At 56.0% G+C, this 25,599-nt stretch carries 26 protein-coding genes and 3 tRNA genes; 15 read left to right on the plus strand and 14 right to left on the minus strand.

The features are described 5' to 3' along the window. Positions 1-3 precede the first annotated feature (3 nt). Both KTH07_RS22835 and KTH07_RS22840 read right to left on the minus strand, forming a co-directional pair. Entirely contained in the window at positions 4-465 is a 462-nt protein-coding gene (locus KTH07_RS22835; RefSeq protein ID WP_015572448.1) for a YjiG family protein, read from the minus strand. Then, entirely contained in the window at positions 462-1,109 is a 648-nt protein-coding gene (locus tag KTH07_RS22840; RefSeq protein ID WP_015572449.1) for a nucleoside recognition domain-containing protein, read from the minus strand. Before KTH07_RS22840 ends, KTH07_RS22835 begins: the two co-directional genes overlap by 4 nt. 233 nt (positions 1,110-1,342) lie before the next feature. On the opposite strand from KTH07_RS22840, the gene KTH07_RS22845 reads away from it, so the two are divergent. Continuing rightward, a complete protein-coding gene (locus KTH07_RS22845; RefSeq protein WP_003855938.1) occupies positions 1,343-1,696 on the plus strand; it encodes a DUF4156 domain-containing protein in 354 nt (117 codons plus the stop codon). A gap of 65 nt (positions 1,697-1,761) precedes the next feature. Here KTH07_RS22845 and epmB read toward each other — a convergent pair whose 3' ends face one another. Then, positions 1,762-2,790 (minus strand): EF-P beta-lysylation protein EpmB, encoded by a 1,029-nt coding sequence (epmB, locus tag KTH07_RS22850; RefSeq protein WP_015572450.1) that lies wholly within the window; start codon positions 2,788-2,790, stop codon positions 1,762-1,764. Between the two features lie 40 nt (positions 2,791-2,830). Between epmB and efp the strand changes: the two genes are divergently transcribed. From efp to ecnB, 3 genes are all read left to right on the plus strand, one after another. Next, complete coding sequence (gene efp, locus KTH07_RS22855; RefSeq protein WP_003855940.1) at positions 2,831-3,397, plus strand: elongation factor P; 567 nt, start codon at positions 2,831-2,833, stop codon at positions 3,395-3,397. 57 nt (positions 3,398-3,454) lie between these two features. Next, positions 3,455-3,586: an entericidin A/B family lipoprotein gene (locus KTH07_RS22860; protein WP_015572451.1), complete on the plus strand. Its 132-nt coding sequence runs from the start codon at positions 3,455-3,457 to the stop codon at positions 3,584-3,586. A gap of 108 nt (positions 3,587-3,694) precedes the next feature. Next, positions 3,695-3,841, plus strand: coding sequence for a lipoprotein toxin entericidin B (gene ecnB / locus KTH07_RS22865; RefSeq protein WP_003855942.1), 147 nt, complete (start codon positions 3,695-3,697; stop codon positions 3,839-3,841). A 37-nt stretch (positions 3,842-3,878) separates the two neighbouring features. Here ecnB and KTH07_RS22870 read toward each other — a convergent pair whose 3' ends face one another. Further along, the gene (locus KTH07_RS22870; RefSeq protein WP_015572452.1) at positions 3,879-4,478 is read right to left on the minus strand and encodes a LuxR C-terminal-related transcriptional regulator; all 600 of its coding nucleotides are present in this window, start codon (positions 4,476-4,478) and stop codon (positions 3,879-3,881) included. A 262-nt stretch (positions 4,479-4,740) separates the two neighbouring features. Between KTH07_RS22870 and sugE the strand changes: the two genes are divergently transcribed. Further along, positions 4,741-5,058, plus strand: coding sequence for a quaternary ammonium compound efflux SMR transporter SugE (gene sugE / locus KTH07_RS22875; protein WP_015572453.1), 318 nt, complete (start codon positions 4,741-4,743; stop codon positions 5,056-5,058). Here sugE and KTH07_RS22880 read toward each other — a convergent pair. Together KTH07_RS22880 and KTH07_RS22885 are read right to left on the minus strand one after the other, a co-directional pair. Further along, the gene (locus KTH07_RS22880; protein WP_023295791.1) at positions 5,055-5,585 is read right to left on the minus strand and encodes a lipocalin family protein; all 531 of its coding nucleotides are present in this window, start codon (positions 5,583-5,585) and stop codon (positions 5,055-5,057) included. The two genes, sugE and KTH07_RS22880, sit on opposite strands and share 4 nt — an antisense overlap. 158 nt (positions 5,586-5,743) lie before the next feature. Next, positions 5,744-6,889, minus strand: coding sequence for a cephalosporin-hydrolyzing class C beta-lactamase ACT-17 (locus KTH07_RS22885; protein ID WP_017694683.1), 1,146 nt, complete (start codon positions 6,887-6,889; stop codon positions 5,744-5,746). 132 nt (positions 6,890-7,021) lie between these two features. On the opposite strand from KTH07_RS22885, the gene ampR reads away from it, so the two are divergent. After that, on the plus strand, positions 7,022-7,897 hold the full coding sequence (gene ampR / locus KTH07_RS22890) for a LysR family transcriptional regulator AmpR (protein ID WP_032620817.1): 876 nt from the start codon (positions 7,022-7,024) through the stop codon (positions 7,895-7,897). Between the two features lie 29 nt (positions 7,898-7,926). Here ampR and frdD read toward each other — a convergent pair whose 3' ends face one another. Genes frdD through frdA form a run of 4 tightly spaced genes read right to left on the minus strand, consistent with a single transcriptional unit; the run spans position 7,927 to position 11,220 of the window. Beyond that, a complete protein-coding gene (gene frdD, locus KTH07_RS22895; protein WP_000609653.1) occupies positions 7,927-8,286 on the minus strand; it encodes a fumarate reductase subunit FrdD in 360 nt (119 codons plus the stop codon). A gap of 10 nt (positions 8,287-8,296) precedes the next feature. Next, positions 8,297-8,692, minus strand: coding sequence for a fumarate reductase subunit FrdC (frdC, locus tag KTH07_RS22900; RefSeq protein WP_017383964.1), 396 nt, complete (start codon positions 8,690-8,692; stop codon positions 8,297-8,299). Positions 8,693-8,702: 10 nt separating this feature from the next. Then, entirely contained in the window at positions 8,703-9,437 is a 735-nt protein-coding gene (gene frdB, locus KTH07_RS22905; protein WP_032620819.1) for a fumarate reductase iron-sulfur protein, read from the minus strand. Continuing rightward, positions 9,430-11,220, minus strand: coding sequence for a fumarate reductase (quinol) flavoprotein subunit (frdA, locus tag KTH07_RS22910; protein WP_006810402.1), 1,791 nt, complete (start codon positions 11,218-11,220; stop codon positions 9,430-9,432). Before frdA ends, frdB begins: the two co-directional genes overlap by 8 nt. Positions 11,221-11,530: 310 nt before the next feature. Between frdA and epmA the strand changes: the two genes are divergently transcribed. Beyond that, positions 11,531-12,508, plus strand: coding sequence for an elongation factor P--(R)-beta-lysine ligase (gene epmA, locus KTH07_RS22915; RefSeq protein WP_032620820.1), 978 nt, complete (start codon positions 11,531-11,533; stop codon positions 12,506-12,508). A 177-nt stretch (positions 12,509-12,685) separates the two neighbouring features. Next, complete coding sequence (gene yjeM, locus KTH07_RS22920) at positions 12,686-14,185, plus strand: glutamate/gamma-aminobutyrate family transporter YjeM (protein ID WP_063162205.1); 1,500 nt, start codon at positions 12,686-12,688, stop codon at positions 14,183-14,185. Between the two features lie 36 nt (positions 14,186-14,221). Here the strand turns inward: yjeM and mscM are convergent, their stop codons facing one another. From mscM to rsgA, 3 genes are all read right to left on the minus strand, one after another. Further along, positions 14,222-17,545 (minus strand): miniconductance mechanosensitive channel MscM, encoded by a 3,324-nt coding sequence (gene mscM, locus KTH07_RS22925; protein ID WP_017694680.1) that lies wholly within the window; start codon positions 17,543-17,545, stop codon positions 14,222-14,224. A gap of 19 nt (positions 17,546-17,564) precedes the next feature. Next, the gene (asd, locus tag KTH07_RS22930; protein ID WP_026080660.1) at positions 17,565-18,533 is read right to left on the minus strand and encodes an archaetidylserine decarboxylase; all 969 of its coding nucleotides are present in this window, start codon (positions 18,531-18,533) and stop codon (positions 17,565-17,567) included. A 97-nt stretch (positions 18,534-18,630) separates the two neighbouring features. Next, positions 18,631-19,683, minus strand: coding sequence for a small ribosomal subunit biogenesis GTPase RsgA (gene rsgA, locus KTH07_RS22935; protein ID WP_003855964.1), 1,053 nt, complete (start codon positions 19,681-19,683; stop codon positions 18,631-18,633). Positions 19,684-19,790: 107 nt separating this feature from the next. Here rsgA and orn point away from each other — a divergent pair, with 107 nt between their 5' ends. The 4 genes from orn to KTH07_RS22955 all read left to right on the plus strand — a co-directional run bounded on the left by orn (position 19,791) and on the right by KTH07_RS22955 (position 20,850). Beyond that, positions 19,791-20,336 carry an oligoribonuclease gene (gene orn / locus KTH07_RS22940; RefSeq protein WP_003855965.1) on the plus strand — a complete coding sequence of 182 codons (546 nt, stop codon included), beginning with the start codon at positions 19,791-19,793 and terminating at the stop codon, positions 20,334-20,336. Between the two features lie 196 nt (positions 20,337-20,532). Then, positions 20,533-20,608, plus strand: a tRNA-Gly gene (locus KTH07_RS22945). 45 nt (positions 20,609-20,653) lie between these two features. Then, a tRNA-Gly gene (locus KTH07_RS22950) sits at positions 20,654-20,729 on the plus strand. A 45-nt stretch (positions 20,730-20,774) separates the two neighbouring features. After that, positions 20,775-20,850, plus strand: a tRNA-Gly gene (locus KTH07_RS22955). A gap of 270 nt (positions 20,851-21,120) precedes the next feature. Here KTH07_RS22955 and queG read toward each other — a convergent pair. Continuing rightward, positions 21,121-22,260, minus strand: coding sequence for a tRNA epoxyqueuosine(34) reductase QueG (gene queG / locus KTH07_RS22960; protein ID WP_015572463.1), 1,140 nt, complete (start codon positions 22,258-22,260; stop codon positions 21,121-21,123). On the opposite strand from queG, the gene nnr reads away from it, so the two are divergent. The 3 genes from nnr to amiB are packed head-to-tail and all read left to right on the plus strand — an operon-like array spanning position 22,259 to position 25,590. Next, positions 22,259-23,782 (plus strand): bifunctional ADP-dependent NAD(P)H-hydrate dehydratase/NAD(P)H-hydrate epimerase, encoded by a 1,524-nt coding sequence (gene nnr, locus KTH07_RS22965; protein WP_032620824.1) that lies wholly within the window; start codon positions 22,259-22,261, stop codon positions 23,780-23,782. The two genes, queG and nnr, sit on opposite strands and share 2 nt — an antisense overlap. Next, a complete protein-coding gene (gene tsaE, locus KTH07_RS22970) occupies positions 23,775-24,236 on the plus strand; it encodes a tRNA (adenosine(37)-N6)-threonylcarbamoyltransferase complex ATPase subunit type 1 TsaE (RefSeq protein WP_003855970.1) in 462 nt (153 codons plus the stop codon). The genes nnr and tsaE overlap by 8 nt, the downstream gene beginning before the upstream one ends. Before the next feature lie 16 nt (positions 24,237-24,252). After that, positions 24,253-25,590 (plus strand): N-acetylmuramoyl-L-alanine amidase AmiB, encoded by a 1,338-nt coding sequence (gene amiB / locus KTH07_RS22975; RefSeq protein WP_015572465.1) that lies wholly within the window; start codon positions 24,253-24,255, stop codon positions 25,588-25,590. Positions 25,591-25,599 lie beyond the last annotated feature (9 nt).

Here is a 25,599-nt window from a genome sequence, read left to right on the forward strand (position 1 = left end):
TCCTCAGAAGAGTAGCTGCATCACCCACATTGAGAGCAGGGCGTTAATGACGCAGATAGTGATGATGTGCGGATAATACTTCGGGTTGACGCCTGCGGTGCCAAGGCAACGGCCCGTGTTTTGCACCGGATTACCCATCAGATAGATGGCGGGCAGCAGGATGGTGGCATCGTGACCGTTGAGCGTGCCGGCAGCGACCAGACTGGCGCAGACCCCCACACCGCCGCCCATGCTCATTACCGAGGCCAGAAGAACCGTTGCCGCCGCACCCGGAAGCCCCCACAGGGCCATGATGGGCTCGCATACCCTGCCGACAATATCCAGCAGGCCGGTTACCTTGAGCGCCTGAATGATGACAAACGCCATGACCACGTTCGGCAGCAGGCTGGTGGTGGCGATGGTAAAGCCGCGGCGGGCGCCATCGATAAACAGGTCCATGATATTTTTACGCGGCTGGGCGATCATCTTTCCTCCTGAACGCGGCGAACTTCCATGTGGGCGATCCACAGTCGCAGGAAGTTCGCGCCAACAAATTTGAACACCAGAATGACGGCAAGCGGCGTGATCACCGGGACGGTAATAAAGGTAAAGAGTGCGGCACCAGAAGAAAAATAGTTGGTAATAATGGCGCTACCGCTGGTCTGGAAGGTGGCGAAAATGGCGCGTTCATGGTCAGTAATCGCCCCTTCGTCAGTCAACTCTTTGGTCATCCCTGCGGCTGCATCGGTATTTTGCAGGTTGGCGATAAGCGCCAGAGAGCAGATGCCCGGCACGCCGAGCAGCGGGCGCAGAATGGGCGTCATGAGCTGTTGTGCGGCGCGCAGCCCGCCCAGCCCCTCGGTAACGGCAATGATCCCGAGCGATAAAATGACCGAGGGCGCCAGTTCAAGGGCAAACAAAAACCCATCTTTCGCTCCTGTGCCGCCCTCACCGCGAAACGTTAGCGCGCCGTTCACCGGTCCAAAGCTGCCGTTCAGCACGGTAAAATCCAGCACGCGCCACCATTCGGTACTTTTGGCGAAAAAACCTGAGAAAAATACGATGGTGAGCACGAACGCCAGATAGCCCACCCAGGTTACTTTTTCCTCTCCTGAGGATGATGCACTCATGAAACCCCCTTTTTTGAGTCGCGTACAAAAGTTGTACGTCGCATCACTAAAAACGATCGGGGGCTAAAACACGATATCCCAAAGGTTATTATCAGAATTCATTTAAGATGTCGGAGGAGTGCGAGCGGAATCTGGCTCGCAGAAATGCTCAGCATTTTTCTTTTGGTCATCTTTTTAGTATAAGGTTTACACGCGGACAACTACTGTCCAGCTTATTGAAAACGAGGAATAACATGCGCATAAAAGTCTGTGCAGGGATTGTAGGTGCAGCATTGCTGCTGGCGGGTTGTAGCACCAGCAATGAGCTGACGGCAGCGGGCCAGAGCGTTCGCTTTGTGGAAGATAAGCCGGGCAGCGAATGCCAGCTGTTAGGCACCGCCACTGGCGAGCAAAGCAACTGGATGTCGGGGCAGCACGGCGAAGAGGGCGGCTCTATGCGCGGTGCGGCCAATGCCCTGCGTAATCAGGCTGCGGCAATGGGCGGCAATGTGATTTACGGGGTGAGCAGCCCGACGCAGGGGATGCTGTCCAGCTTTGTGCCAACCGCCAGCCAGATGAACGGCCAGGTCTATAAGTGCCCGAACTGATATAACTTTTTGATGGCGCTGCCGCTTTATCTCCAGGGCAGGTAAGCGTAGCGCTACCTGCCTTTTTACTGCTGCCGCAGCTGCAAATCCAGCGGCGTCTTACTCGGCTCTCCGCCAATCTCACGTGCCAGCTTCGGCACCATATAACCCGAAACCAGCGTTAACAGCTCGCGCATAATCTTCCGGGCCTCTTCATCTGTCACCATGAAGTGCGCCGCGCCCTGGACGCGATCCAGAACATGCAGGTAATAGGGCATTACGCCCGCATCAAATAAGGCATTGCTGAGATCGGCCAGCACGCGGGCGCTGTCGTTCACGCCGCGCAGTAATACGCTCTGGTTGAGCAGCGTCACGCCTGCCTTTCGCATACGCGCCATCGCCGCACGAAAGTCCGCGTCAATTTCATTTGCGTGGTTGATATGGTTCACCAGCAGCACCTGCAAACGGGACTGCTCCAGGCGCGTGACCAGGGCGTCGGTGATACGCGCCGGGATGACGATCGGTAAACGGCTGTGAATGCGCAGACGCTTAATGTGCGGGATGGTCTCAAGCTGAGTCAGCAGCCAGTCCAGCTCATGATCTTTTGCCATCAGCGGGTCGCCGCCGGAAAAGATGATTTCATCCAGCTCCGGGTGCGCCGCGATGTAGTCCAGTGCCACCTGCCAGTTGCGTTTATTGCCCTGATTTTCGGCGTACGGGAAGTGGCGACGGAAGCAATAGCGGCAATTTACCGCGCAACCGCCCTTAACCAGCAGCAGGGCGCGATTACGGTATTTATGCAGCAAACCCGGTACGACACTGTTTTGCTCTTCCAGCGGATCGGTGCTGTATCCGGGGGCGGTAATAAACTCATCCTGAGAGGTAAGCGTCTGTTTTAATAATGGATCACCAGGGTTACCCTTTTCCATTCGGGCAACAAACGCGCGGGGAACGCGCAGGGCGAAAAGGCGCTTCGCCTCACGACCTGCACGCAACGCTTCGTGCTGTTCGAGGTCTAAAAGACGCAGCAATTCATCAGGACTGGTGATTACATCGGCAAGTTGCGATAACCAATCTTCTCTGGACGGGGTGTTTAGGGTTACAATATGCGCCATTTTGTGGCTTAGCTACCAGTTAACAAATTTAGAGGGCCTTATGGCAACGTACTATAGCAACGATTTTCGTGCTGGTCTTAAAATCATGATGGACGGCGAACCGTACGCGGTTGAAGCCAGCGAATTCGTTAAACCAGGTAAAGGCCAGGCATTCGCACGCGTTAAGCTGCGCCGCCTGCTGACCGGTACCCGTGTTGAGAAAACCTTCAAATCTACTGACTCCGCTGAAGGCGCTGATGTTGTCGATATGAACCTGACTTACCTGTACAACGACGGTGAGTTCTGGCACTTCATGAACAACGAAACCTTCGAGCAGCTGTCTGCGGACGCGAAAGCGATTGGCGACAACGCCAAGTGGCTGCTGGATCAGGCTGAGTGCATCGTTACCCTGTGGAACGGTCAGCCTATCGCGGTTACGCCTCCGAACTTCGTTGAGCTGGAAATCGTTGAAACCGATCCAGGTCTGAAAGGTGATACCGCAGGTACTGGCGGCAAGCCTGCCACCCTGTCTACCGGCGCGGTGGTTAAAGTGCCACTGTTCGTACAGATCGGTGAAGTGATCAAAGTGGATACCCGCTCCGGCGAATACGTATCCCGCGTGAAGTAATTTACGTCATGATTAAAGGCGCAGCGCCCGCTGCGCCTGATTTTGCAGGCAGGGAAGATGAAACGTACCGTTAAAATTCTGCTTCTGTTAGCGTTCTCCAGCGCAATTCTCTCCGGTTGCAACACCGCGCGTGGCGTGGGCGAAGATATTCAGGATCTCGGCCATATCATTTCCCATGCGGCCAGCTAATTCCGTTTAATTTTCCTAAAAATTCTTCCTTTTCCGTCAAACGACAAGATCTTGTCTATTCTTAAGTTGCTATACACAAAATAACTTTGGCTATAAAAGGAAGATATTATGGTTAAGAAAACAATTGCAGCGATCTTTTCTGTTCTGGTGCTTTCTTCGGTACTGACTGCATGTAACACCACCCGTGGCGTAGGGGAAGATATCTCCGACGGTGGTAACGCGATTTCTGGCGCAGCAACTAAAGCTCAGAACTAATGAAAGCGACGGTACGGCAGCTAACTTCACCGTACCGTCAATTCTCCACTTCCTGTAGCGATAAAAACGGGGAGTAACGCGTATCCATATGAAGCTTCATGCGGATATTGCGTTTGTACGTATACACCGTTTTTCCGTTAATGCGCAGATTGCTGGCAATTTTCTGGTTGCTCGCACCATCCATCCACAGGGTCAGTACTCTCTCTTCCTGACGCGTCAGTAACGGTGCCGCCATTTCCGGAAGCTCCGCGCTTGCGCATGTCGTTAGCGCGTCGTTTATCACCGCCGCCAGTTTTTCCAGATCGGTATTTTTGGAAAGTGAAGACCATATCGGGAACTGCGCCAGATAATCTGTCATCTCCTGCTCCTGCCCCGATTGCAGCATAATAAAAGGCAATGTTTCGCTGGCAATAAGCAGGGAAGATAGCTGCTGAAAATGGTGTAAATCCTGCCGGAAGCCCGATAAATCAGCGATGACCAGCGCAGGTTTCCATTGCAGGATATGCTCTCTGGCGAGGAAAAGATTATTTACCCCGGTTACGACGAAATGACCCGAAAACAGGTCTGAATGATTGAGCCAGGCTTCAAATCCCGTGCGGGTGAAGTGACAACGGTCAATCAAAAGAATTTTGAACATATAATTTTCGCAGTCGGCTAGTGGTTTGGCTTCCTGCCATCAGAAAGCCTATCATCATAGAGAAGTCGGATGAGTCATAAATGCCTGAACTCCGTGCCTTACTGAGGCTATTTCTTGCCTTAACGTGTTCAGCAGAAAAAGTTTGAAAAAAAATTCCATGCTAACCAAAATATAAGGCGCAACCTCAGCCTTGCGGGACGACCCGTAAGCGCTTCATTCATCGGGGACGGCCCCAACTTGTCGTTAAGTTAAGGAGCCTGATATGTCCTGGATCGTTCTTGTTATTGCCGGTTTGCTCGAAGTGGTATGGGCAATTGGCCTGAAATATACCCACGGTTTTACCCGCCTGACGCCCAGCGTCATCACTATCGCCGCAATGATTGTCAGTATCGTCATGCTGTCATGGGCGATGCGAACCTTGCCAGTCGGAACGGCTTACGCTGTCTGGACTGGAATTGGCGCGGTAGGGGCTGCCATTACCGGCATTCTGCTGCTGGGGGAGTCTGCGAGTCTGGCGCGCATCGCCAGCCTCGCGTTAATCGTCGCGGGTATCATCGGGTTAAAACTCAGTACGCACTAATGCAGCTGTTTTACCCAGATTAATTTCGTCACGTCAAACCCTTGCCGGGTCGCTATGTCCAGCATCTGCTGTTTCATTTCCGTCGAGATCGTTGGCGTGCGGGAGAGGAGCCACAGATAGTTGCGATCCGGCCCACACACCAGCGCATGGCGGTACTCTCTGTCCAGCGCAATGACGTTATACCCGCCGTAGAATGGGCCGATGAAAGAGACTTTCATGGCCGCGCGGTTAGACGCGCCGGTGAAATAGGCCTGACCAACTGACTGCTGCCACATCTGGCGATCCGGGTTATAGCCGCGGTTAATGACCCGGATCCCGCCGTCATCCATCGCGCTGTAGCTGACCGTGACTTTTTCTAAGCCCCGTTCGAACTGATGGTCCATTCGGGCGATTTCATACCAGGTGCCGAGGAAGCGCTGTGCGTCGAAATTACTGACTACCGTGACGCCAGGCGGAGGAGTAGGGGAACTGCAAGCAACCACTAAAAACGCGGCTGTTACTGCGGCAATAACAGGCAGAATGCGCATAGGAGTTTCCTTACTGTTTTTTGTTAAGTGTAGATGACAGCAAGGAAAATGCGGGAGATTGTGCAGGGTGTTTTGCCGGGTGGCGGCTTCGCCTTACCCGGCCTACAAAGTTCACGTATTGTGTAGGCCGGGTAAGCGCAGCGCCACCCGGCAATGTTTTACTGTAGCGCCTCGAGGATATGGTATGCCGCCTCAACGCGTGCCGGGTTCGGATAGCTTGTATTCGCGAGCATCACAATACCGATCTGCTTTTCAGGAATAAAGGCCACGTAGCTGCCAAACCCGCCAGTAGAGCCCGTTTTATGGACCCAGGACGCTTTGACCGGGGGAGCCGGTGGATTCACTTCTGCCACGGGCAACGGCGCCAGCGCTACCTTACTGTCGCTGCCCTCGACCACCGTGTTGGCCTCCACGGGCCAGTTGAGCATCTCCCAGCCCAGACCCTGATACATTGACCCGATACGCCAGTAGCGCGACTGCGCCAGCGCGATGCCCTGTTTAAGTGAGGCATCAGCAACGTTCTCCGGTGCCATGTTTGCCATGACCCAGTTCGCCATATCCTGCACGTTGGTTTTCACGCCATAGGCTTGTGCATCCAGCATACCCGGCGAAACGCGCACCGCTTTACCGTCACGATAGCCCCAGGCGTAATGCGCCTCTTCCGCTTTCGGCACGTTAATCCAGGTATGGTCCAGCTTGAGCGGCTTAAGGACCCGCGTCGTCATGGCCTGCTCATAGGGCATGCCAGAAGGTTTGACCGCCAGCGCACCAAAAAGACCGATGCTGGCGTTGGCGTAAAGACGCGTTGTGCCAGGCTTCCACTGCGGCTGCCAGTTTTGATAAAAGCGCAGCAGGGAGGCGTTATCCGTGACCTCATCCGGTACCTGTAGCGGCAGGCCGCCAGCGGTGTAGGTGGCGAGATCCAGCATACGAATACCCTGCCACTGCTTGCCCGTCAGCTGTGGCCAGTATCTGGTCACCGGATCGTCCAGCGAAATTTCACCGCGAGCAATGGCATCCCCACCTAACACGCCGGTGAAGGTTTTACTTATAGAACCCAGCTCGAACAGGGTCTGAGGCGTAACGGGTTTATTCGCCGCGATATCGGCCTTGCCAAACGTGTAATAGTGCGGTTTTCCCTGATAAATAACGGCCACCGCCATGCCTGGAACAGACTGGGCTTTCATCAGCGGGGTAACCGTATTCGCTACCACCTCCGCCAGCTGTTTTTCTGACACTGGCGTGGCGAGAGCAGAGCAAGAGATGCCGAGCAGCAGGGCGCAGCAAAGGGATTTTTTCATCATCAGTAATCTTCCGTAATAGCGAGTCAAGGGGATGTCCGGGCCCGTCAGACAGGCGTAGTCTGTTGGATTTGACTGTGCCTGACAAACGGTTAAATTTAGCATTAGCTGTTAATTTTTCTAACGGAAGCGACCATGACGCGAAGCTATCTACCCCTCAATTCGCTTCGGGCTTTTGAGGCTGCCGCAAGACATCTCAGTTTTACGCATGCGGCCATTGAACTGAACGTGACGCATTCGGCTATTAGCCAGCATGTGAAAACGCTGGAGCAGCACCTGAACTGTCAGCTGTTCATTCGCGTGTCGCGCGGGCTGATGTTGACTACCGAGGGCGAAAATTTACTGCCGGTGCTGAATGATTCGTTCGATCGTATAGCCGGAATGCTGGATCGCTTCGCTAACCATCGTGCGCAGGAGAAGCTGAAAATCGGCGTGGTGGGTACGTTTGCCACCGGGGTCTTATTCTCGCAGCTGGAGGATTTTCGCCGTGGCTATCCGCATATCGATCTTCAGCTTTCCACCCATAACAACCGCGTTGATTCGGCTGCCGAAGGGCTTGACTATACGATCCGCTACGGTGGCGGGGCGTGGCACGGTACCGAGGCTGAATTTCTTTGTCATGCGCCGCTCGCGCCGCTGTGTACGCCTGATATTGCCGCCAGTCTGCACAGTCCGGCCGACATCCTCAGGTTTACGCTGCTGCGCTCCTACCGACGCGACGAGTGGACCGCGTGGATGCAGGCGGCCGGCGAGCATCCCCCTTCGCCAACGCACCGCGTGATGGTATTTGATTCGTCCGTGACCATGCTGGAGGCCGCTCAGGCAGGGGTGGGTATTGCTATTGCGCCTGTCGATATGTTTACCCATCTGTTAGCCAGCGAGCGCATTGTGCAGCCCTTTGCGACGCAGATTGAGCTTGGCAGCTACTGGCTGACCCGATTGCAGTCCCGGGCAGAAACGCCAGCCATGCGCGAATTTTCCCGGTGGCTGGTGGAGAAGATGAAAAAGTAAAAAGCCCGCCGGATGGCGGGCCTGTTCAGTCAGATGGTGACCACGGCAATCAACGTGACGACCGTCAGAATGGTCGCCAGACCGTAGAAGACCCATTTACCGCTTGGCACATGGATTTTCAGATCGTGCATCGCATGGTGGATACGGTGCAGACCACACCACAGCGGCAGGACGATCATCAGGAAGATGAACACGCGGCCAATAAAGCTGCTCGCAAAGGCCAGTACGCGCTCATAGCTCAGCGCATCGCCCGGGAACAGCCCCAGCGGCAGCATTATCCCGACCAGCAGGATAATGACCGGGGCAATAATGGCGCTCCACATGCCGCCTGCGCCAAACAGCCCCCAGAAGACCGGCTCGTCTGAACGTTTTGGATTTGGATTGATCACAGTAGTCTCCTTACCAGAACAGTGCGACAAACAGAATGACCACAGAGACAACTGCCGTCACTGCCCAGAGCCCTTTAATGACCGGCTCTGGCCCCATTTTTTCGCCTTTTACAATGATGTTCGCTGCTTTTGGCGCCAGTTCAAACCAGGTTTTGGTATGAAGCAGCGCGGCGGCGAGCACAATCAGGTTCAGCACAACGATGATTGGGTTTTGCAGGAAGCCCACAAAACTGGCCCAGGCTTCCGGGCCGTGCTTGAGGGCATAAACCCCGTACAGCAGTTCGAGGCTGAACCAGACCGCGGGAACAGCCGTGCCTTCACGCAGCATATAGAAGCGATAAAACGGCAGTTTTTTCCACCAGGTGGACGGCATTGGTCGCACGTAGGCTTTGCGTTTAGTCGTCATCATGCACTCCTTAGCGTGGTTTCAGGGTAGCGATAAGAAAGTCTTTCGAGCTTTCCACTTTCCCCTGCTGAATAGCGGCGGCCGGGTCGACGTGCTTCGGACACACTTCGGAGCAGTAGCCCACGAATGTGCAGCTCCAGACGCCGTTCTGGCTGTTAAGCTGCGCCATACGTTCTTTTTTACCGTGGTCCCGGCTGTCTTCGTTATAGCGGTGCGCCAGGGTAATGGCGGCCGGGCCGATGAACTCAGGGTTCAGGCCAAACTGCGGACAGGCGGCATAGCACAGGCCGCAGTTGATGCAGCCGGAGAACTGATGGTATTTCGCCATCTGCGCGGGCGTCTGGGTGTTTGGCCCCTGATCCGGCGTGCGCGGGTTGCCGATGATGTACGGCTTAATCGCTTCGAGGCTTTCGATAAAGTGGGTCATGTCGACCACCAGATCGCGCTCAATCGGGAAGTTGCCCAGCGCTTCAACCTTGATACCTTTGGTGTAATCACGCAGGAAGGTTTTACACGCCAGCTTTGGCACCTTGTTGACCATCATGCCGCAGGAGCCGCAAATTGCCATGCGGCAGGACCAGCGGTAGCTCAGGTCTGGGGCCAGGTTATCTTTGATATAGCCGAGCGCATCCAGCAGGGAGGTTTGCTCGTCGTAAGGGACTTCATAGAAAGCGCTGTGCGGCGCGGCGTCCACTTCCGGATTGTAGCGCACCACTTCAATTTTCAGTTTTTGCATCTCAGCCATTCGCCTTCTCCTTCTTATCGGCGGCTTCTGCTTCTGCACCGTACACGCGTTTCGCCGGTGGCAGCGTGGTGATTTTCACGTCGCTGTAGTCCAGTCGCGTAGTGCCATCCGCATCGCGCCAGGCGAGAGTGTGTTTAAGGAAATTGACGTCGTCACGTTCGGTGCAGCCCTCATCCAGACGCTGGTGCGCGCCGCGGGACTCTTTACGCGCCAGGGCGGAATGGGCCATACACTCTGCGACGTTCAGGCCATGGCCCAGTTCAATGGTATAAAGCAGATCGGTATTGAAGACGCTGGAAGTGTCGGTGATGCGCACGCGTTTGAAGCGTTCCTGGAGTTCCGCCAGCTTGTCGACGGTTTTCTGCATCAGCTCTGGCGTACGGTAGATCCCGCAGCCTTCTTCCATCGACAGCCCCATTTCGTCGCGGATCTTCGACCAGTTTTCATTACCTTCCTGGTTCACCAGGTCTTTCAGGCGTTTTTCGACGTCTGCAACCTGCGCATCCAGCGCCGCGCTGTTAGCTTCACCTGCCGTTGCGGCACGCTCCATCGCACGTTCGCCCGCCATGCGACCAAAGACCACCAGCTCAGCCAGCGAGTTCGAGCCCAGACGGTTTGCGCCGTGCAGACCGACGGAGGAACACTCGCCCACCGCAAACAGCCCTTTGATGCGGGTTTCGCACTGCTGGTCGGTTTCGATACCACCCATGGTGTAGTGCGCGGTTGGACGCACCGGGATCGGCTCTTTCACCGGGTCGACGCCCACATACGCTTTCGCCAGCTCGCAGATAAACGGCAGACGCTCCAGCAGTTTCTTCTCGCCGAGATGACGCAGGTCGAGATGCACCACGTCGCCGCGCGGCGTTGAGATGGTGTTGCCTTTGCGCCACTCGTGCCAGAAAGCCTGAGAGACTTTGTCGCGTGGGCCGAGTTCCATGTATTTGTTTTTCGGCTCGCCAAGCGGGGTTTCCGGACCCATGCCGTAATCCTGCAAATAGCGATAGCCGTTTTTGTTGACCAGAATACCGCCTTCACCGCGGCAGCCTTCCGTCATCAGAATACCGGAGCCCGGCAGGCCGGTTGGGTGATACTGGACGAACTCCATATCACGCAGCGGGACGCCGTGGCTGAGCGCCATGCCCATACCGTCACCGGTGACGATGCCGCCGTTGGTGTTGTAGCGGTATACGCGACCCGCGCCGCCCGTTGCCATCACCACCGCATTCGCGCGGATCTGGACAAGCGTGCCTTCCATCATGTTCATCGCCACCAGTCCGCGCGCATGACCGTCGTCGACCAGAATGTCGAGAACGAAATGTTCGTCAAAGCGCTGGATTTGTGGGAACTGGAGGGAGGTCTGGAACAGGGTGTGCAGCATGTGGAAGCCGGTCTTATCGGCGGCAAACCAGGTGCGTTCGATCTTCATGCCACCGAAGCGGCGGACGTTGACGCTCCCGTCCGGACGGCGGCTCCACGGGCATCCCCACTGTTCCAGCTGGGTCATTTCCGTTGGGCAATGGTGCACGAAGTAATCAACGACATCCTGTTCGCAAAGCCAGTCGCCCCCTGCAACCGTGTCGTGGAAATGGTATTCGAAGCTGTCATGATCCTGCGCGACGGCGGCGGATCCTCCTTCTGCGGCTACCGTGTGGCTGCGCATCGGATAGACTTTTGAAATCAATGCGATTTTAGCGTTCGGATTGGCTTGTGCCGCAGCAATTGCAGCGCGTAATCCAGCCCCGCCAGCGCCTATTACGGCAAGATCGGCTTGAAAAGTTTGCACGACATTCCTCCAGATTTTTGTTTTCCCGCAACGGGATGAACTAAAGGACGTTCACCTGCCCGAACGGGCGATTGCGGAAGCGATTCCACTGCTCCTTTATGGGTAAAACAGTATAACCGCGTAGAAGTGAGGGAAATTTGACGTGTTCGATTTTTTTGCTGTTCTGTGCGGTGATTTATCATCGTGATTAATGAATGGCGTCACAGTATTTCTCTGTGCAATGAAAAAGGACTTTTACTGTGCAAAATTTGTCTCTGCCCCGGCTTACGAGTAGACTTCGTGCCCTTGTCTGAAAACGGAGAAATAACTCATGAGCGAAACGGCCACCTGGCAGCCGAGCGCATCCATTCCAAACCTGCTAAAGCGCGCAGCAATTATGGCTGAGATCCGCCGTTTCTTTGCCGATCGCGGCGTCCTGGAGGTGGAAACGCCGTGCATGAGTCAGGCGACGGTCACGGATATTCATCTGGTCCCGTTTGAAACCCGTTTTGTTGGCCCAGGCCACTCTCAGGGCATGAATCTGTATCTGATGACCAGCCCGGAATACCATATGAAGCGTCTGCTGGCGGCCGGGTGTGGTCCGGTCTATCAGCTGTGCCGTAGCTTCCGTAATGAAGAGATGGGCCGACACCATAATCCGGAATTCACCATGCTGGAGTGGTACCGCCCGCACTACGACATGTATCGTCTGATGAACGAAGTTGACGATCTGCTGCAACAGGTGCTGGATTGCGCGGAAGCTGAAACGCTCTCCTATCAGCAGGCCTTCCAGCGCCATCTGGAAATCGATCCGCTGTCGGCTGATAAAACACAGCTGCGTGAAGTGGCGGCAAAACTGGATCTGAGCAACGTGGCGGATAGCGAAGAGGATCGCGACACGCTGCTGCAACTGCTGTTCACCTTTGGTGTTGAACCGCAGATTGGCAAAGATCGTCCGACGTTTGTCTATCACTTCCCGGCCAGCCAGGCCTCACTGGCGCAGATCAGCACCGAAGATCACCGCGTGGCGGAGCGTTTTGAGGTGTATTTCAAAGGCATCGAGCTGGCGAACGGTTTCCACGAGCTGACCGACGCGCGCGAACAGCAGCAGCGTTTCGAGCAGGATAACCGCAAGCGCAACGCGCGCGGTCTGCCGCAGCAGCCAATTGATAACAACCTGCTGGAAGCGTTAAAGGCCGGTCTGCCGGACTGTTCCGGCGTGGCGCTGGGCGTGGATCGTCTGGTCATGCTGGCGCTGGGCGCCGAGCAGCTGGGCGATGTGATTGCCTTTACGGTCGATCGCGCCTGAAAAAATGCCGGGTGGCGCTGCGCTTACCCGGCCTACTCGGTCATTTAACTCTGCCACATTAAAAACTGCTCATTTCTCTCTATACGGGTCTTTTTCTTAATTTGACTCGGATAGCCACATTGTTTGTCTGGTCATCTGCTACCATCCGCGCAGTTTAATTCCGTTTCGGATGGTTATATGCCTCACTCACTCAAAAAAATGACCCTTACCGGGCTCATCCTGATGATTTTTACGTCAGTCTTTGGCTTTGCCAACAGCCCGTCCGCGTTTTATCTGATGGGGTACAGCGCGACGCCGTTTTATATCGTTTCCGCTCTGTTCTTCTTTATCCCGTTTGCGCTGATGATGGCGGAGATGGGCTCGGCGTACCGGAAAGAAGAGGGCGGCGTCTATTCGTGGATGAACAACAGCGTCGGCCCCCGTTATGCATTTATCGGTACGTTCATGTGGTTTTCATCCTACGTCGTCTGGATGGTCAGCACGGCGGCCAAGGTCTGGGTGCCGTTCTCAACGTTTCTCTTCGGTGCGGATAAAACGCAGGTCTGGTCTCTGGCGGGGCTGAGCTCCACGCAGGTGGTCGGTATTCTGGCAGTGTGCTGGATGGTGATGGTCACCCTGGTGGCCTCGAAAGGCATCAACAAAATTGCCCGTATCACTGCCGTTGGCGGTATTTCCGTGATGTGCCTGAACCTAGTGCTGCTGCTGGTCAGCATCGCCATTCTGTGCCTGAACGGCGGGCATTTCGCACAGGAAGTCAACTTCGTTTCATCGCCTAATCCGGGTTACCAGTCCGGGCTGGCCATGCTCTCCTTCGTGGTGTTTGCCATCTTTGCTTACGGTGGAATTGAAGCCGTGGGCGGGCTGGTCGACAAAACCGAAAATCCGGAAAAGAACTTCGCCAAAGGCATTATCTTTGCCGCCATCGTCATTTCCATTGGCTACTCACTGGCGATTTTCCTCTGGGGCGTCAGCACCAACTGGCAGCAGGTGTTGAGCAATAACACCACCAACCTCGGCAACATTACCTACGTGCTGATGAAAAGCCTGGGGGTGACGCTGGGCAACGCCATGGATCTCGCGCCGGAAACGTCGGCCACCCTGGGGATCTGGTTTGCGCGGATTACCGGCTTGCCGATGTTCCTCGCCTATACTGGCGCATTCTTCACGCTGATCTACTCGCCGCTGAAAGCGATTATTCAGGGGACGCCAAAGGCGCTGTGGCCCGCACGTATGACGCAGCTGAACGCTGCCGGTATGCCTGCCAACGCGATGTGGATGCAGTGCCTGCTGGTGTGCGTGTTCATTCTGCTGGTGTCCTTCGGCGGTGATACCGCGTCGGCGTTCTATAACAAGCTGACCCTGATGGCGAACGTATCGATGACGCTTCCGTATCTGTTCCTGACCCTGGCGTTCCCGTTCTTTAAGGCGAAGCGGGATCTGGAGCGGCCGTTTGTGATCTTCAAAACCCGCGCGGCGACGCTGCTGGCGACCACTGTTGTGGTGCTGGTCGTCGCGTTCGCCAATATCTTTACCGTCATTCAGCCCGTGGTTGAGGCAAATGACTGGAACAGCACGCTGTGGATGGTTGGCGGACCGATCTTCTTCTCGCTGCTGGCAATGGGGATTTATGAGCATTACCGTCGTCGCTCGACGGCCTGTGTAGCAGAAGTGGCGTAAAGGATTGACCCCCTCCCGACGGGGAGGGGGAAAGGATTACAAACTTCCCGCCGGGCGCGTACGCGCCGCTGACGTCAACGTTCTTCCCGTCTTACGTCCGTCCAGCGTTTCCAGACGCATCTGGAACGGTGGGAACGGCATATCAATTCCGTGCTCGCGGAAGCCAGCCAGAATCAACTGGTGGATCTCATGGCGCAGCGGCATACGGTGTCCCATCTCGGCGGCGTAGATACGCAGCTCGAAAATCTGGATCCCCTGCTGCAAATCAACCAGGAACACTTCCGGCGGCGGGTTGTCGATTACCAGCGAACAGCGTTCAGCAGCCGTATAGAGGATCTGCGTCACCTCTTCGCTGTTGGCATCCGACGGAGCGGGTACGGTCAGCACCACACGCGTGACGGAGTCGGACAGCGACCAGTTGATAAACTGCTCGGTGATAAACGCCTTGTTCGGGACGATGATCTCTTTACGGTCCCAGTCGCTGATGGTGGTGGCGCGGGTGTTGATCCTGGTGACGCTGCCGGTGAGATCGCGGATGGTCACCGTATCGCCAATTCGAATCGGCTTTTCAAACAGAATGATCAGACCAGAAACGAAGTTGGCAAAAATCTCCTGTAAACCAAAGCCCAGGCCTACGGTCAGGGCGGCAACCAGCCATTGCAGTTTTGACCATTCGATACCAATCATCGAGAAGCCAACCAGCCCACCAAACAGCATGATTAAATACTTGGTGATAGTGGTGATCGCATAGCCCGTGCCGGGGGTTAAATCCAGATGCTGCAACAGCGCCAGCTCCAGCAGGGCAGGGAAGTTACGGATCAGCTGCGTGGTGATGATCAGCACCAGAATCGCAATCAGCACGGCCCCTAAGGTGATGGGCTCCAGGCTTTCGACCCCCTGCACCGTGGACGTCACATCCCATAAAGAGATGTTCTCCAGGAAGCCAAACGCGGAGTGGATTTCCGACCACAGGAAGATCACCGACAGCAGGGCAACCAGCATCAGAATTGAGCGTACCAGCCGCAGGGACTGGGTACTGATCGCATCCAGATCCAGTTCGACGTCATCGGCGTCTGTGGTCCCTTCGGTGCTGTTGACGTGGTTCGGCTCTTCTTCACCCCGAGCGCGCTGGGCCAGAATTTCTGCGCGACGGTGTTTGGCACGGTCAAACGCCAGACGACGACGCTGGATCAGCATGCCGCGGCGAATAACATGGTAGACCACCAGCAGCAGGAACCAGATAGCCACCGACGTTTCCAGTCGGGCGAGCAGCGCCTGCGCCGTGGCGAGATAACCGACCGCTGCCGCCAGCATCGCCGCCAGCGGCGCGCTGAGCAGCAGGTTCCACAGCAGACGGTTAAACATGTTATCGCCACTGCCGGTCTTGTCGAGATAGAGCGGGATCCCGGCGCGTTTCAGGCTGAGCGTCACTACCGCTAACGCCCCGCAGATCAGCATAAAGCACAGCCGTCCCAGCGAGCCGGAGAACTCCCGGTCATTGAGATTATCGAACATGATCAACGCCATAATCAGCGGCACAATCAGCCCGATACTCATCAGGTAGTAACGCATCGCCCGCGCAACGCGATTACGCGGCCAGCCAAAGTGAGCGATGAACAGACCATTTGGCCGCGCAAACGTGGCGCAAATCATCACCACCCACAGCAGCGGAACGGTGGCGGTCACGCCATCGCCAATCGCGACGGCAAGCGGGTAGGGCCAGGCTTCACGCAGGCCGTATCCGAGCGTCATCCACAGCACCGGCAGTGGAGACGCGACCAGAATTGACCAGAACACCGTACGCAACGTCAGCCAGAAGTGATCCTGGGTTACTTTTCCCACTCGGGCGCTGGAGCGCTCAAGGAAACGGGTAAAGTGACGACGGGAATAAATACTGAAGCCCACCAGAATCAGCGCCCCCAGCAGCGGGAAGATGGTCTCCTTGCTGGTTATCATCATTACGCTGGCGAGGCCCAGCTGGCTGAAGGTGTCCAATGAAATGAGGCGGCGCAGATCCTGCACAATCTCAATCGGCCAGGCGAAGGTCATCGGCCGTACGTCGGACGTCCAGAAAAGGTAACGGTGCGTGGCTTCGTTGACCTCTTTCAGCGCATCCTCCAGCTGGCTATTCGAGACTTTCAGCTTGGTCAGCTCAAGGATCAGCGTATCGCCTCCCTGCAACAGGGAATTGAGCAGTTCGCGTTGGGTGCGCAGCTGCGCTTCCAGAATACGACTTTGCTCGCCGGTGAGCGGCTGTCCGTCAGCCTGACGGATCTGGCGGATTTGCGGCTGCTTGTTGAGGAGATCTTCATAATGAAGACGCTGAACGCGTAGCTGCGCCATCTCCGTATCAAGCTGCTGCGGTTTTGGCATCTCTGGCAGACGAGCCACCTGCGCGCGTAACGCTTCGCCCAACAGGTTAGACGAGCCAAGCCACTGGGACTGTTCACGCAGAGTGTTGAGCGCCTGACGAACCTGGAGGGTTTGATTGGTGGCCTGACGCTGCTGCGAGGCCACCAAATCCATGCGCTGCGCCTGCTGATTCAGCGCGGCAGAAAGCTCGCGGTTAACCTTAAACTGGGCGACGATGCTGTCGGGCAGGTTAGCACTGTTTTCGGCCAGTAACTCGGTGCTTTCCAGCGCACGTTCAGCTTCACGCTGACGCTGGCTGTTGAGTTGATTTCTCAGCGCCTGGAGATATGCATCCAGCTGCTGGCTCTGCTTCTGCGCCAGCTCGGAACGCATCCGCGACAGCTCCTGGCGGTTGTTAGCGGAAAGCTGCGCCAGCTCCAGTTCATCAACCAGCGCTTTTAGTCTGGCGGATTCCGCCTGCAACCCAAGATTTTGCGCCTGATTCTGCGGTGTGCTGCCTGTCTGCGTCCCGATGCGGCGTTCCACCTCATTTAACTGACGGCGGGCATCGGTTTGCTGCTGTGGAAGCTGGCTGAGGGAATCGGCAATTTCACGCGCCCGTTCCTGCTCCTGCTGCGCCAGACGGCTTTTTTCCAGCAGCTGGCTGCTGACTTGCAGGATCTCCTGATTAAGCGCCTCGGACGTCATCCCCGCGGGGACCTGGCGTGGTTCATCGCGCAGGTTGTTTAGCTGCGAGCGCAGGGTCTGAGAGAGTTTGGGGAAGTTGTCGATAACCTGCTGATACTGCTGCGCGCGCTCAAGGGAACCCTTTCGTTCCTCAAGCGCGTTCAGTGCAGACTGGAGTGACTCAACGGTCTCCGGCTGAGCGGGTTTCGCCGCTTTTGCCTGCTCCAGCTCCTGGGTTATCTGTTTGGCGTCGGGGGCCGTCGCTGCGTACGCCCCCATGCTGAGGCACCAGGCCATCAGTAATACGATAATCGGGCGCACGTCAGCGATCCTTCTGTTGTTAGCCTTCGTCTTTTTTGTCGTCAACCAGCGGGCTGGCGTCGTGCTCGGCTTTGATCTCTTCTTCCGGCAACGGGGCAGGCGCAACCTCTGGCGTCACAAAGACCTCCGTCGATACTGCCAGAGGCTGGCCGAGTTTGGTCACGGACAGGCTTTCCAGCTCGTCGACCAGGTTAACTTTGCCCGGTGCGAACAGGTTGATGACCGTTGAGCCCAGCTTGAAGCGGCCCATTTCCTGACCTTTCAGCAGGGCCACAGAACCTTCTTCTTCGCCGGCAGGCCAGGTCCAGCGCTTGATCACGCCTTCGCGCGGCGGCGTAATGGTGCCCGCCCAGACGGTTTCGATGCTGCCTACAATGGTAGCACCCACCAGAATCTGCGCCATTGGGCCAAATTCAGTATCAAACAGGCAGATGACGCGCTCGTTACGGGCAAACAGGTTAGGAACGTTTTGCGCCGTCAGGTGGTTTACGGAGAACAGATCCCCCGGCACGTAGATCATCTCGCGCAGAATACCGTTACACGGCATATGCACGCGGTGGTAGTCGCGTGGGGAGAGATAGGTGGTCGCGAAAGTCCCGTTACGGAACAGATCGGCCATTATGTAGTTACCGGCCAGCAGCGCTTCAAGGCTGTAGTTATGGCCTTTCGCCTGCAAAATTTTGTCGTCTTCAATTTTACCCAGCTGGCTGATCACGCCGTCCGCTGGCATCACCAGCACGTTCGGGTCGGTATTCAGCGGGCGCACTTCGTCGCGCAGCGGACGCACAAAAAATTCGTTGAAGGTGCGGTAGCTTGCCGTATCCGGCTTCTGCGCTTCTTTCATGTCGACCTTGTAGTATTTCACGAACAGGTCGATGACCAGTTTGGTCAGCCAGCCCGCTCGTTTGCTCGCGCCCCAGCCCGCCAGGCGAGTGAGCCACAGTTTCGGCAGAATGTATTGAAGCGAAAGTTTAAATGAGTTTAACAAGGTAGCCTCCAGGCCATTGTTTTGTCGTTCCTGATCCGGCATTACGCTGCCGGAACCTGAAAAAAGGGGACGATTTTAGCGACGCTTAGCTTAGTTGTCAGTTATCAGAATCAGAAAAGTTTTTACGCGTTTTTACCTGGTCCATGCTTTCGAGAATACGGTGGTAATTTTCGAAACGGGTTTCCGCAATTTCTCCGTTCTCTACCGCTTCGCGGATAGCGCAGCCCGGATCGTTGTCATGTTTACAGTCGCGGTATTTGCAAGCGCCTAAATAGTCATGGAATTCGACAAATCCGTTAAAGATTTGTTCCGGCTCGAGGTGCCAGAGACCAAATTCACGCACGCCCGGGGAGTCAATTACGTCGCCACCGTGCGGGAAGTGATAGAGACGTGAGGCGGTGGTGGTGTGCTGGCCCAGGCCCGAGACGTCAGACACATCGTTGGTCAGGATCTCCTGCTGAAGGCCGAGCAGGTTGTTAAGCAGGCTCGATTTACCTACGCCGGACTGCCCCGCAAAGATGCTGATGCGGTCGGTCAGCGCATCTTCTAACGGCTTCAGGCCATCTTTGGTGCGGCTGGAAACCATCAACACGCGATAGCCAATGTTGCGGTAAATATCCATCTGCTCATTTACAAAGGCCATGGCCTCGTCATCCAGCAGATCGATTTTATTCAGCACGATGAGCGGCTCAACCTGTAGCGTTTCGCAGGCCACCAGATAACGGTCAATAATATTGAGCGAAAGCTCAGGCAAAATCGCTGAAACGATCACTATCTGGTTGATGTTGGCGGCAATAGGCTTCACGCCGTCGTAGAAATCCGGACGGGTCAGAACCGACGTGCGTTCATGCACGGCTTCAACGATACCTTTAACCGTTACCCCTTCCGCCGCCTCTTTGCCTGGACGCCAGACCACGCGGTCACCGGTCACCAGGGAACGGATGGTGCGACGGATATTGCAACGGTGGATATCCCCGTCGGCGGATTCGACATCGGCGTGCATGCCGAAGCGGCTAATCACAACGCCTTCTGTCGCTTCGCCAAACAGGTTGTCGTCGTAATCGGGCTTCTCCGTAGTGGTTTTAAGACGGCGCTGGTGATTTGCATTCACGCGGCGCTGCTGCCCTTTGGAGAGTTTATTTTTACTCAATCGCGCTGGCTCCTGGTCGCCCGTAGCGGGCAAAACCTCTATGATACACTCTAATTAATACTAGTTAACCTGCTACTGCCGGTTATGCGAGAAGGGTGGAAAATAACATGAGCGCGGACGAAAACAACCTGATTTGGATCGATCTGGAGATGACCGGCCTGGATCCCGAGCGCGATCGCATTATTGAGATCGCCACACTGGTCACCGATGCCAATCTCAATATTCTGGCGGAAGGCCCAACGATTGCCGTGCACCAGTCCGATGACCAGCTTGCGCTGATGGATGAGTGGAACGTGCGTACCCATACCGGCAGCGGGCTGGTGGAACGCGTGAAGGCCAGCACCCTGGGCGACCGCGAAGCGGAGCTGGCGACGCTTGAATTTCTGAAGCAGTGGGTGCCAGCAGGAAAATCGCCTATCTGTGGCAACAGCATTGGTCAGGATCGTCGTTTCCTGTTTAAGTACATGCCGGAGCTGGAGTCCTACTTCCACTACCGCTATCTGGATGTGAGCACCCTGAAAGAGCTGGCCCGCCGATGGAAACCGGAAATTCTCGACGGCTTCACAAAGCAGGGGACGCACCAGGCGATGGACGACATCCGTGAGTCTGTTGCGGAGCTGGCGTACTATCGCGAAAACTTTATTAAGCTCTGATTTTGCGATCCGGCGCCTTGCGTGGCCGGGTTTTTGTCGCTAAATTGTTCAGCTTGCCGATTAAATAAGCACTTGAACTGAATTTCAAAAAAATCGCTTTGAGGGGGGTTGCAGCTAAACGGATTTCTCGTATAATGCGCCTCCCGTAACGACAGAGAATTACACGTTACGACAGCAACAAAAGCAGTACAGATTTGCGGGAATAGCTCAGTTGGTAGAGCACGACCTTGCCAAGGTCGGGGTCGCGAGTTCGAGTCTCGTTTCCCGCTCCAAAATTTGAAAAGTATCGCAAGATACGCCAGCACCAGAACACCCAAGCGGGAATAGCTCAGTTGGTAGAGCACGACCTTGCCAAGGTCGGGGTCGCGAGTTCGAGTCTCGTTTCCCGCTCCAAAATTTGAAAGTATCGCAAGATACGCATAGCACCAGAACACCCAAGCGGGAATAGCTCAGTTGGTAGAGCACGACCTTGCCAAGGTCGGGGTCGCGAGTTCGAGTCTCGTTTCCCGCTCCAAATTCTTCTTCATCTCCAGATTATCCACAGCGAAGTGCTTCGTTGGGGACGTTTTCTATTATGTCTGAAATACTCTTGTGAACAGAGTTATCCACAGAAACCGTGTTAAAACCAGTCTGTACGAAATGTTAGCAGGGTGAATAATATCTTCGTAATTCCCTGTAATTTATGAAGAAAATTTGATTTCAAAATGTTATTGAGATCACTTGACCTGTTTGCCAGAGCTGATGGCGCCTGAATTCTTATTTTTATTCACAGCCTGTGAATATATCACACATCCCGCGGCAGCCCTTTTTCAATCACCCTGACCAGGCGCTGTTTCTTCGGTAACTGCACTTCAACCACGCCGGCATTTCGCTTCTCAATTTGCTGCGCAATCGCCCATTCTATGTGCTCATCAAGAAGTGGGTGCTCACCTCTACGGCTTTCGAGCGCCTGAAGATTTGCTTCATCCCACGGGGCATTCCCCAGCGCAACGGCCACATTACGCAGCCAGCGCAGGTGGCCGATACGACGTATGGCGGAACCTTCCGTCACCTTCAGGAACCAGGCTTCGCTCCAGGCGAACAGTTCGATCAACTGCGGGGCATGTAACGCCTTGCGCGGACTGAAGTCTTCTTCGTCCGTCAACTGTGAATAACGGTTCCACGGACAAATCAGCTGACAGTCATCACAGCCGTAGATGCGGTTGCCGATAAGCGGACGAAATTCCTCTGGAATGGCGCCTTCCAGCTCGATAGTGAGATAAGAGATACAGCGGCGCGCATCAACGGTATACGGTTCGACAATAGCGCCCGTTGGGCAGATGGTCATACAGGCCACACAGCGACCACAGCCTTCTTCCACCGGACCGTCTACCGGCAGGGGTAAATCAATCAGCAGTTCACCCAGGAAAAAGAATGAGCCCGCGTCGCGGCTTAAGATAAGTGAGTGCTTACCTGTCCAGCCGAGCCCGGCTTTTTCGGCGATCGGGCGCTCAAGAATAGGCGCAGAATCGACAAAGGGTCTAAAATTCAGCGAAACACAGTGCTGCTGAATGGTTTCCCCGAGCTTTTTTAGACGGTTGCGCAGAAGTTTATGGTAGTCACGTCCCAGAGCGTATCGGCTGACGTAACCCAGCGAAGGATTTTTTAGCGTGCGCGCAAAGGCCGCGTTAGCAGGCAGATAGTTCATGCGTACGCTAATAACGCGCAGCGTACCCGGCAACAGCTCGTGGGGGCGGGCACGCATCATACCGTGACGCGCCATCCACTCCATCTCGCCGTGGTATTGTTTATCCAGCCATGCCTGGAGCTTAGGCTCGCTGGCAGAGAGGTCGGTGTCAGTAATACCGACCTTCTGGAAGCCCAGTTCAGCACCCCACTGTTTTATTTTTTGCGCTAATTCATTGAGATCGAGGGGCTGTGACATGACGGACCATACTGTGAAGAAAAACCCCGCAAGTATACCACATTCCATCTGGCATGCGGATGACCTCCGTCGGGCCGAGAAAGAGGCCGCAGATAGCCTGGGCATTACCCTTTACGAACTGATGCAGCGCGCGGGCGAGGCGGCGTTTAACGTGGCGCGTACGGCTTATCCGGAGGCTTCGCACTATCTGATCCTGTGCGGGCACGGCAATAACGGTGGCGATGGTTTTGTGGTGGCTCGTCTTGCGGTGGCGGCGGGGCTGCGCGTCACCCTGCTGGCGCTGGAGAGCGACAAGCCGTTACCGGAAGAAGCGGGCATGGCGAGAGAGGCCTGGCTGAATGCGGGGGGCATTATTCATGCGCCTGATATCGTCTGGCCCGAGGATGTCGACGTGATTGTTGACGGTCTGCTGGGGACGGGACTGATGCGCGCGCCTCGCGATGACGTCGCCGCGCTGATTACGCGCGCTAATGCGCACCCCGCCCCGGTGGTAGCGCTGGATATTCCCTCCGGCCTGATGGCGCAAACCGGCGTGACGCCGGGCGTGTCGATTGAGGCGGCGCGCACCGTGACCTTTATCGCCCTGAAGCCGGGTTTACTGACCGGTAAAGCGCGGGATGTCGTGGGCACGTTACACCACAACGCCCTGGGGCTGGAAAACTGGCTGGCCGGACAGGATACCCACATCACCCGCTTTGATGCCTCCCTGCTTGCACAGTGGCTGCCGCCGCGCCGTCCCACGTCCCATAAGGGCGACCATGGCCGACTGCTGATTATCGGCGGCGATCGCGGCACGGCAGGTGCGATTCGTATGACCGGAGAGGCCGCGTTGCGCAGCGGCGCCGGATTAATACGCGTGCTGACCCGTAGCGAAAACATCCCGCCCATTATTACCGCGCGGCCGGAGCTGATGGTCCATGAGCTTACCCCGCAGGCGATTGAAGAGGGTCTTGAGTGGGCGGACGTGGTGGTCATTGGTCCGGGCCTGGGTCAGCAGGAGTGGGGTAAACAGGCCCTGCAAAAGGCCGAGAATTTTCGTAAACCGATGCTCTGGGATGCCGACGCGCTTAACCTTCTGGCAATAAACCCGGATAAGCGTCACAATCGCATTCTGACGCCGCACCCCGGCGAAGCCGCACGGCTGCTTAACTGTAGCGTGGCAGAAATTGAAAGCGATCGCTTACTTTCAGCCCAACGTCTGGTAAAACGTTACGGAGGTGTTGCCGTTTTGAAAGGGGCGGGGACCGTTATCGCCAGCGATGGTGCGATGGGCATCGTTGATGCCGGTAATGCAGGCATGGCGAGCGGCGGCATGGGCGATGTGCTCTCTGGCATCATTGGCGCATTGCTCGGACAGAAACTTCCCCTTTATGATGCAGCCTGTGCCGGCTGCGTGGCCCACGGTGCGGCGGCTGACAGGCTGGCTGCTTGTTACGGAACGCGCGGTATGCTGGCCACCGATCTTTTTTGCACGCTGCGGCGTGTTGTTAACCCGGATGTGATTGACGTAGAAAATGACTAATCGAGCGATTCCTTTACCTGATGAACAAGCCACTTTAGATCTCGGCAAGCGCGTGGCGCAGGCCTGTCAGGGGGCGACCGTCATTTATCTGTATGGTGATTTAGGCGCGGGTAAAACAACCTTCAGCCGTGGCTTTTTGCAGGCGTTAGGCCATAACGGGAACGTAAAAAGCCCGACCTACACGCTGGTAGAACCGTACACGCTTGAAAATATCATGGTGTACCACTTTGATTTATATCGTCTTGCGGATCCTGAGGAGCTGGAATTTATGGGGATCCGCGATTACTTTGCCAACGACGCCATCTGCCTGGTGGAGTGGCCGCAACAAGGTGCGGGTGTGCTGCCTGACCCGGATGTCGAAATTCACTTAGATTACCAGGCACAAGGGCGTGAGGCGCGCATCAGTGCGGTTTCCTCATCAGGCTGTTCCTTACTGGCGCGTTTAGCCGGTTGAGCGTAGGGATAACGGGATGATTAATCGCGTTAAAGGTTGGGTGCTGGCTGCCACGGTCCTGCTGTGCGCGCAGGCCGGGGCGGCCAGCCTCTCGGATATTCAGGTGTCGAATGGCGATAGCCAGGCCCGTATTACGTTCAGCTTTATGGGCGATCCTGAATATGCTTTCTCACAAATCGACAGCCGCAGCGTGGCGCTCGATATTAAACAGACCGGGGTGATCCAGGGGCTGCCGCTCCAGTTCAGCGGCAACAATCTGGTGAAAAGCATCCGTTCGGGGACGCCGAAGGATGCGCAGTCTCTGCGTCTGGTGGTCGATCTCACCGAAAAGGGCAAGACGAAGGCGGTTAAGCAGCAAAACGGCGCCAATTATACGGTGGTCTTTACCATTAATGCTGATGTTCCGCCGCCACCGCCTGCACCTGTTGTAGCAAAACGCGTGGAGGCGCCGGTTTATACCCCAAGGCCGTCTGAGCCAGCCCGTAATCCGTTTAAATCACAAAATGACCGACTTACCGCCGTGACCAGCAGCAATACGGTGACGCGTCCGGCGGTCAGCGCGCGGCGAACGCCGGTCAGTGGCGACAAAGTGATTATCGCCATCGACGCCGGACACGGCGGGCAAGATCCTGGCGCGATTGGCCCGGGCGGCACGCGGGAGAAAAACGTCACTATCGCCATTGCCCGTAAGCTGCGTGCGCTTCTGAATGACGATCCGATGTTTAAAGGGGTCATGACCCGCGACGGAGATTACTTTATTTCAGTGATGGGACGCTCGGATGTGGCGCGTAAGCAAAACGCCAACTTCCTGGTGTCGATTCACGCGGATGCTGCGCCGAACCGTAACGCCACCGGCGCGTCGGTATGGGTGCTGTCGAACCGTCGCGCCAACAGTGAAATGGCGAACTGGCTTGAAGAGCACGAGAAGCAGTCTGAACTGTTAGGCGGGGCAGGCGATGTGCTGGCAAACAGCCAGGCCGATCCGTATCTCAGCCAGGCGGTGCTGGATTTACAGTTCGGTCATTCTCAGCGCGTCGGGTATGATGTCGCCACTAACGTACTGAGCCAGCTGCAAAGCATTGGATCGCTGCATAAGCGTCGCCCTGAGCATGCAAGCCTCGGTGTCCTGCGTTCGCCGGATATTCCGTCGATTCTGGTAGAGACGGGCTTTATCAGTAACAACGGCGAAGAGCGCCTGTTGGGCAGCGACAGCTATCAGCAGCAAATTGCCGAAGCGATTTATAACGGCCTGCGTAAATACTTTGACGCGCATCCGCTTCAGTCTGCGCCGCAGGGCGGGGCCGCCCAGACGGCAAGCGCCGCGCTGCCGGGTGAGATGACCGCGACTAATTAAGGAGAGTTC

Source organism: Enterobacter cloacae complex sp. ECL72, from assembly GCF_019056635.1.
GTDB classification, from domain to species: domain Bacteria; phylum Pseudomonadota; class Gammaproteobacteria; order Enterobacterales; family Enterobacteriaceae; genus Enterobacter; species Enterobacter hormaechei_C.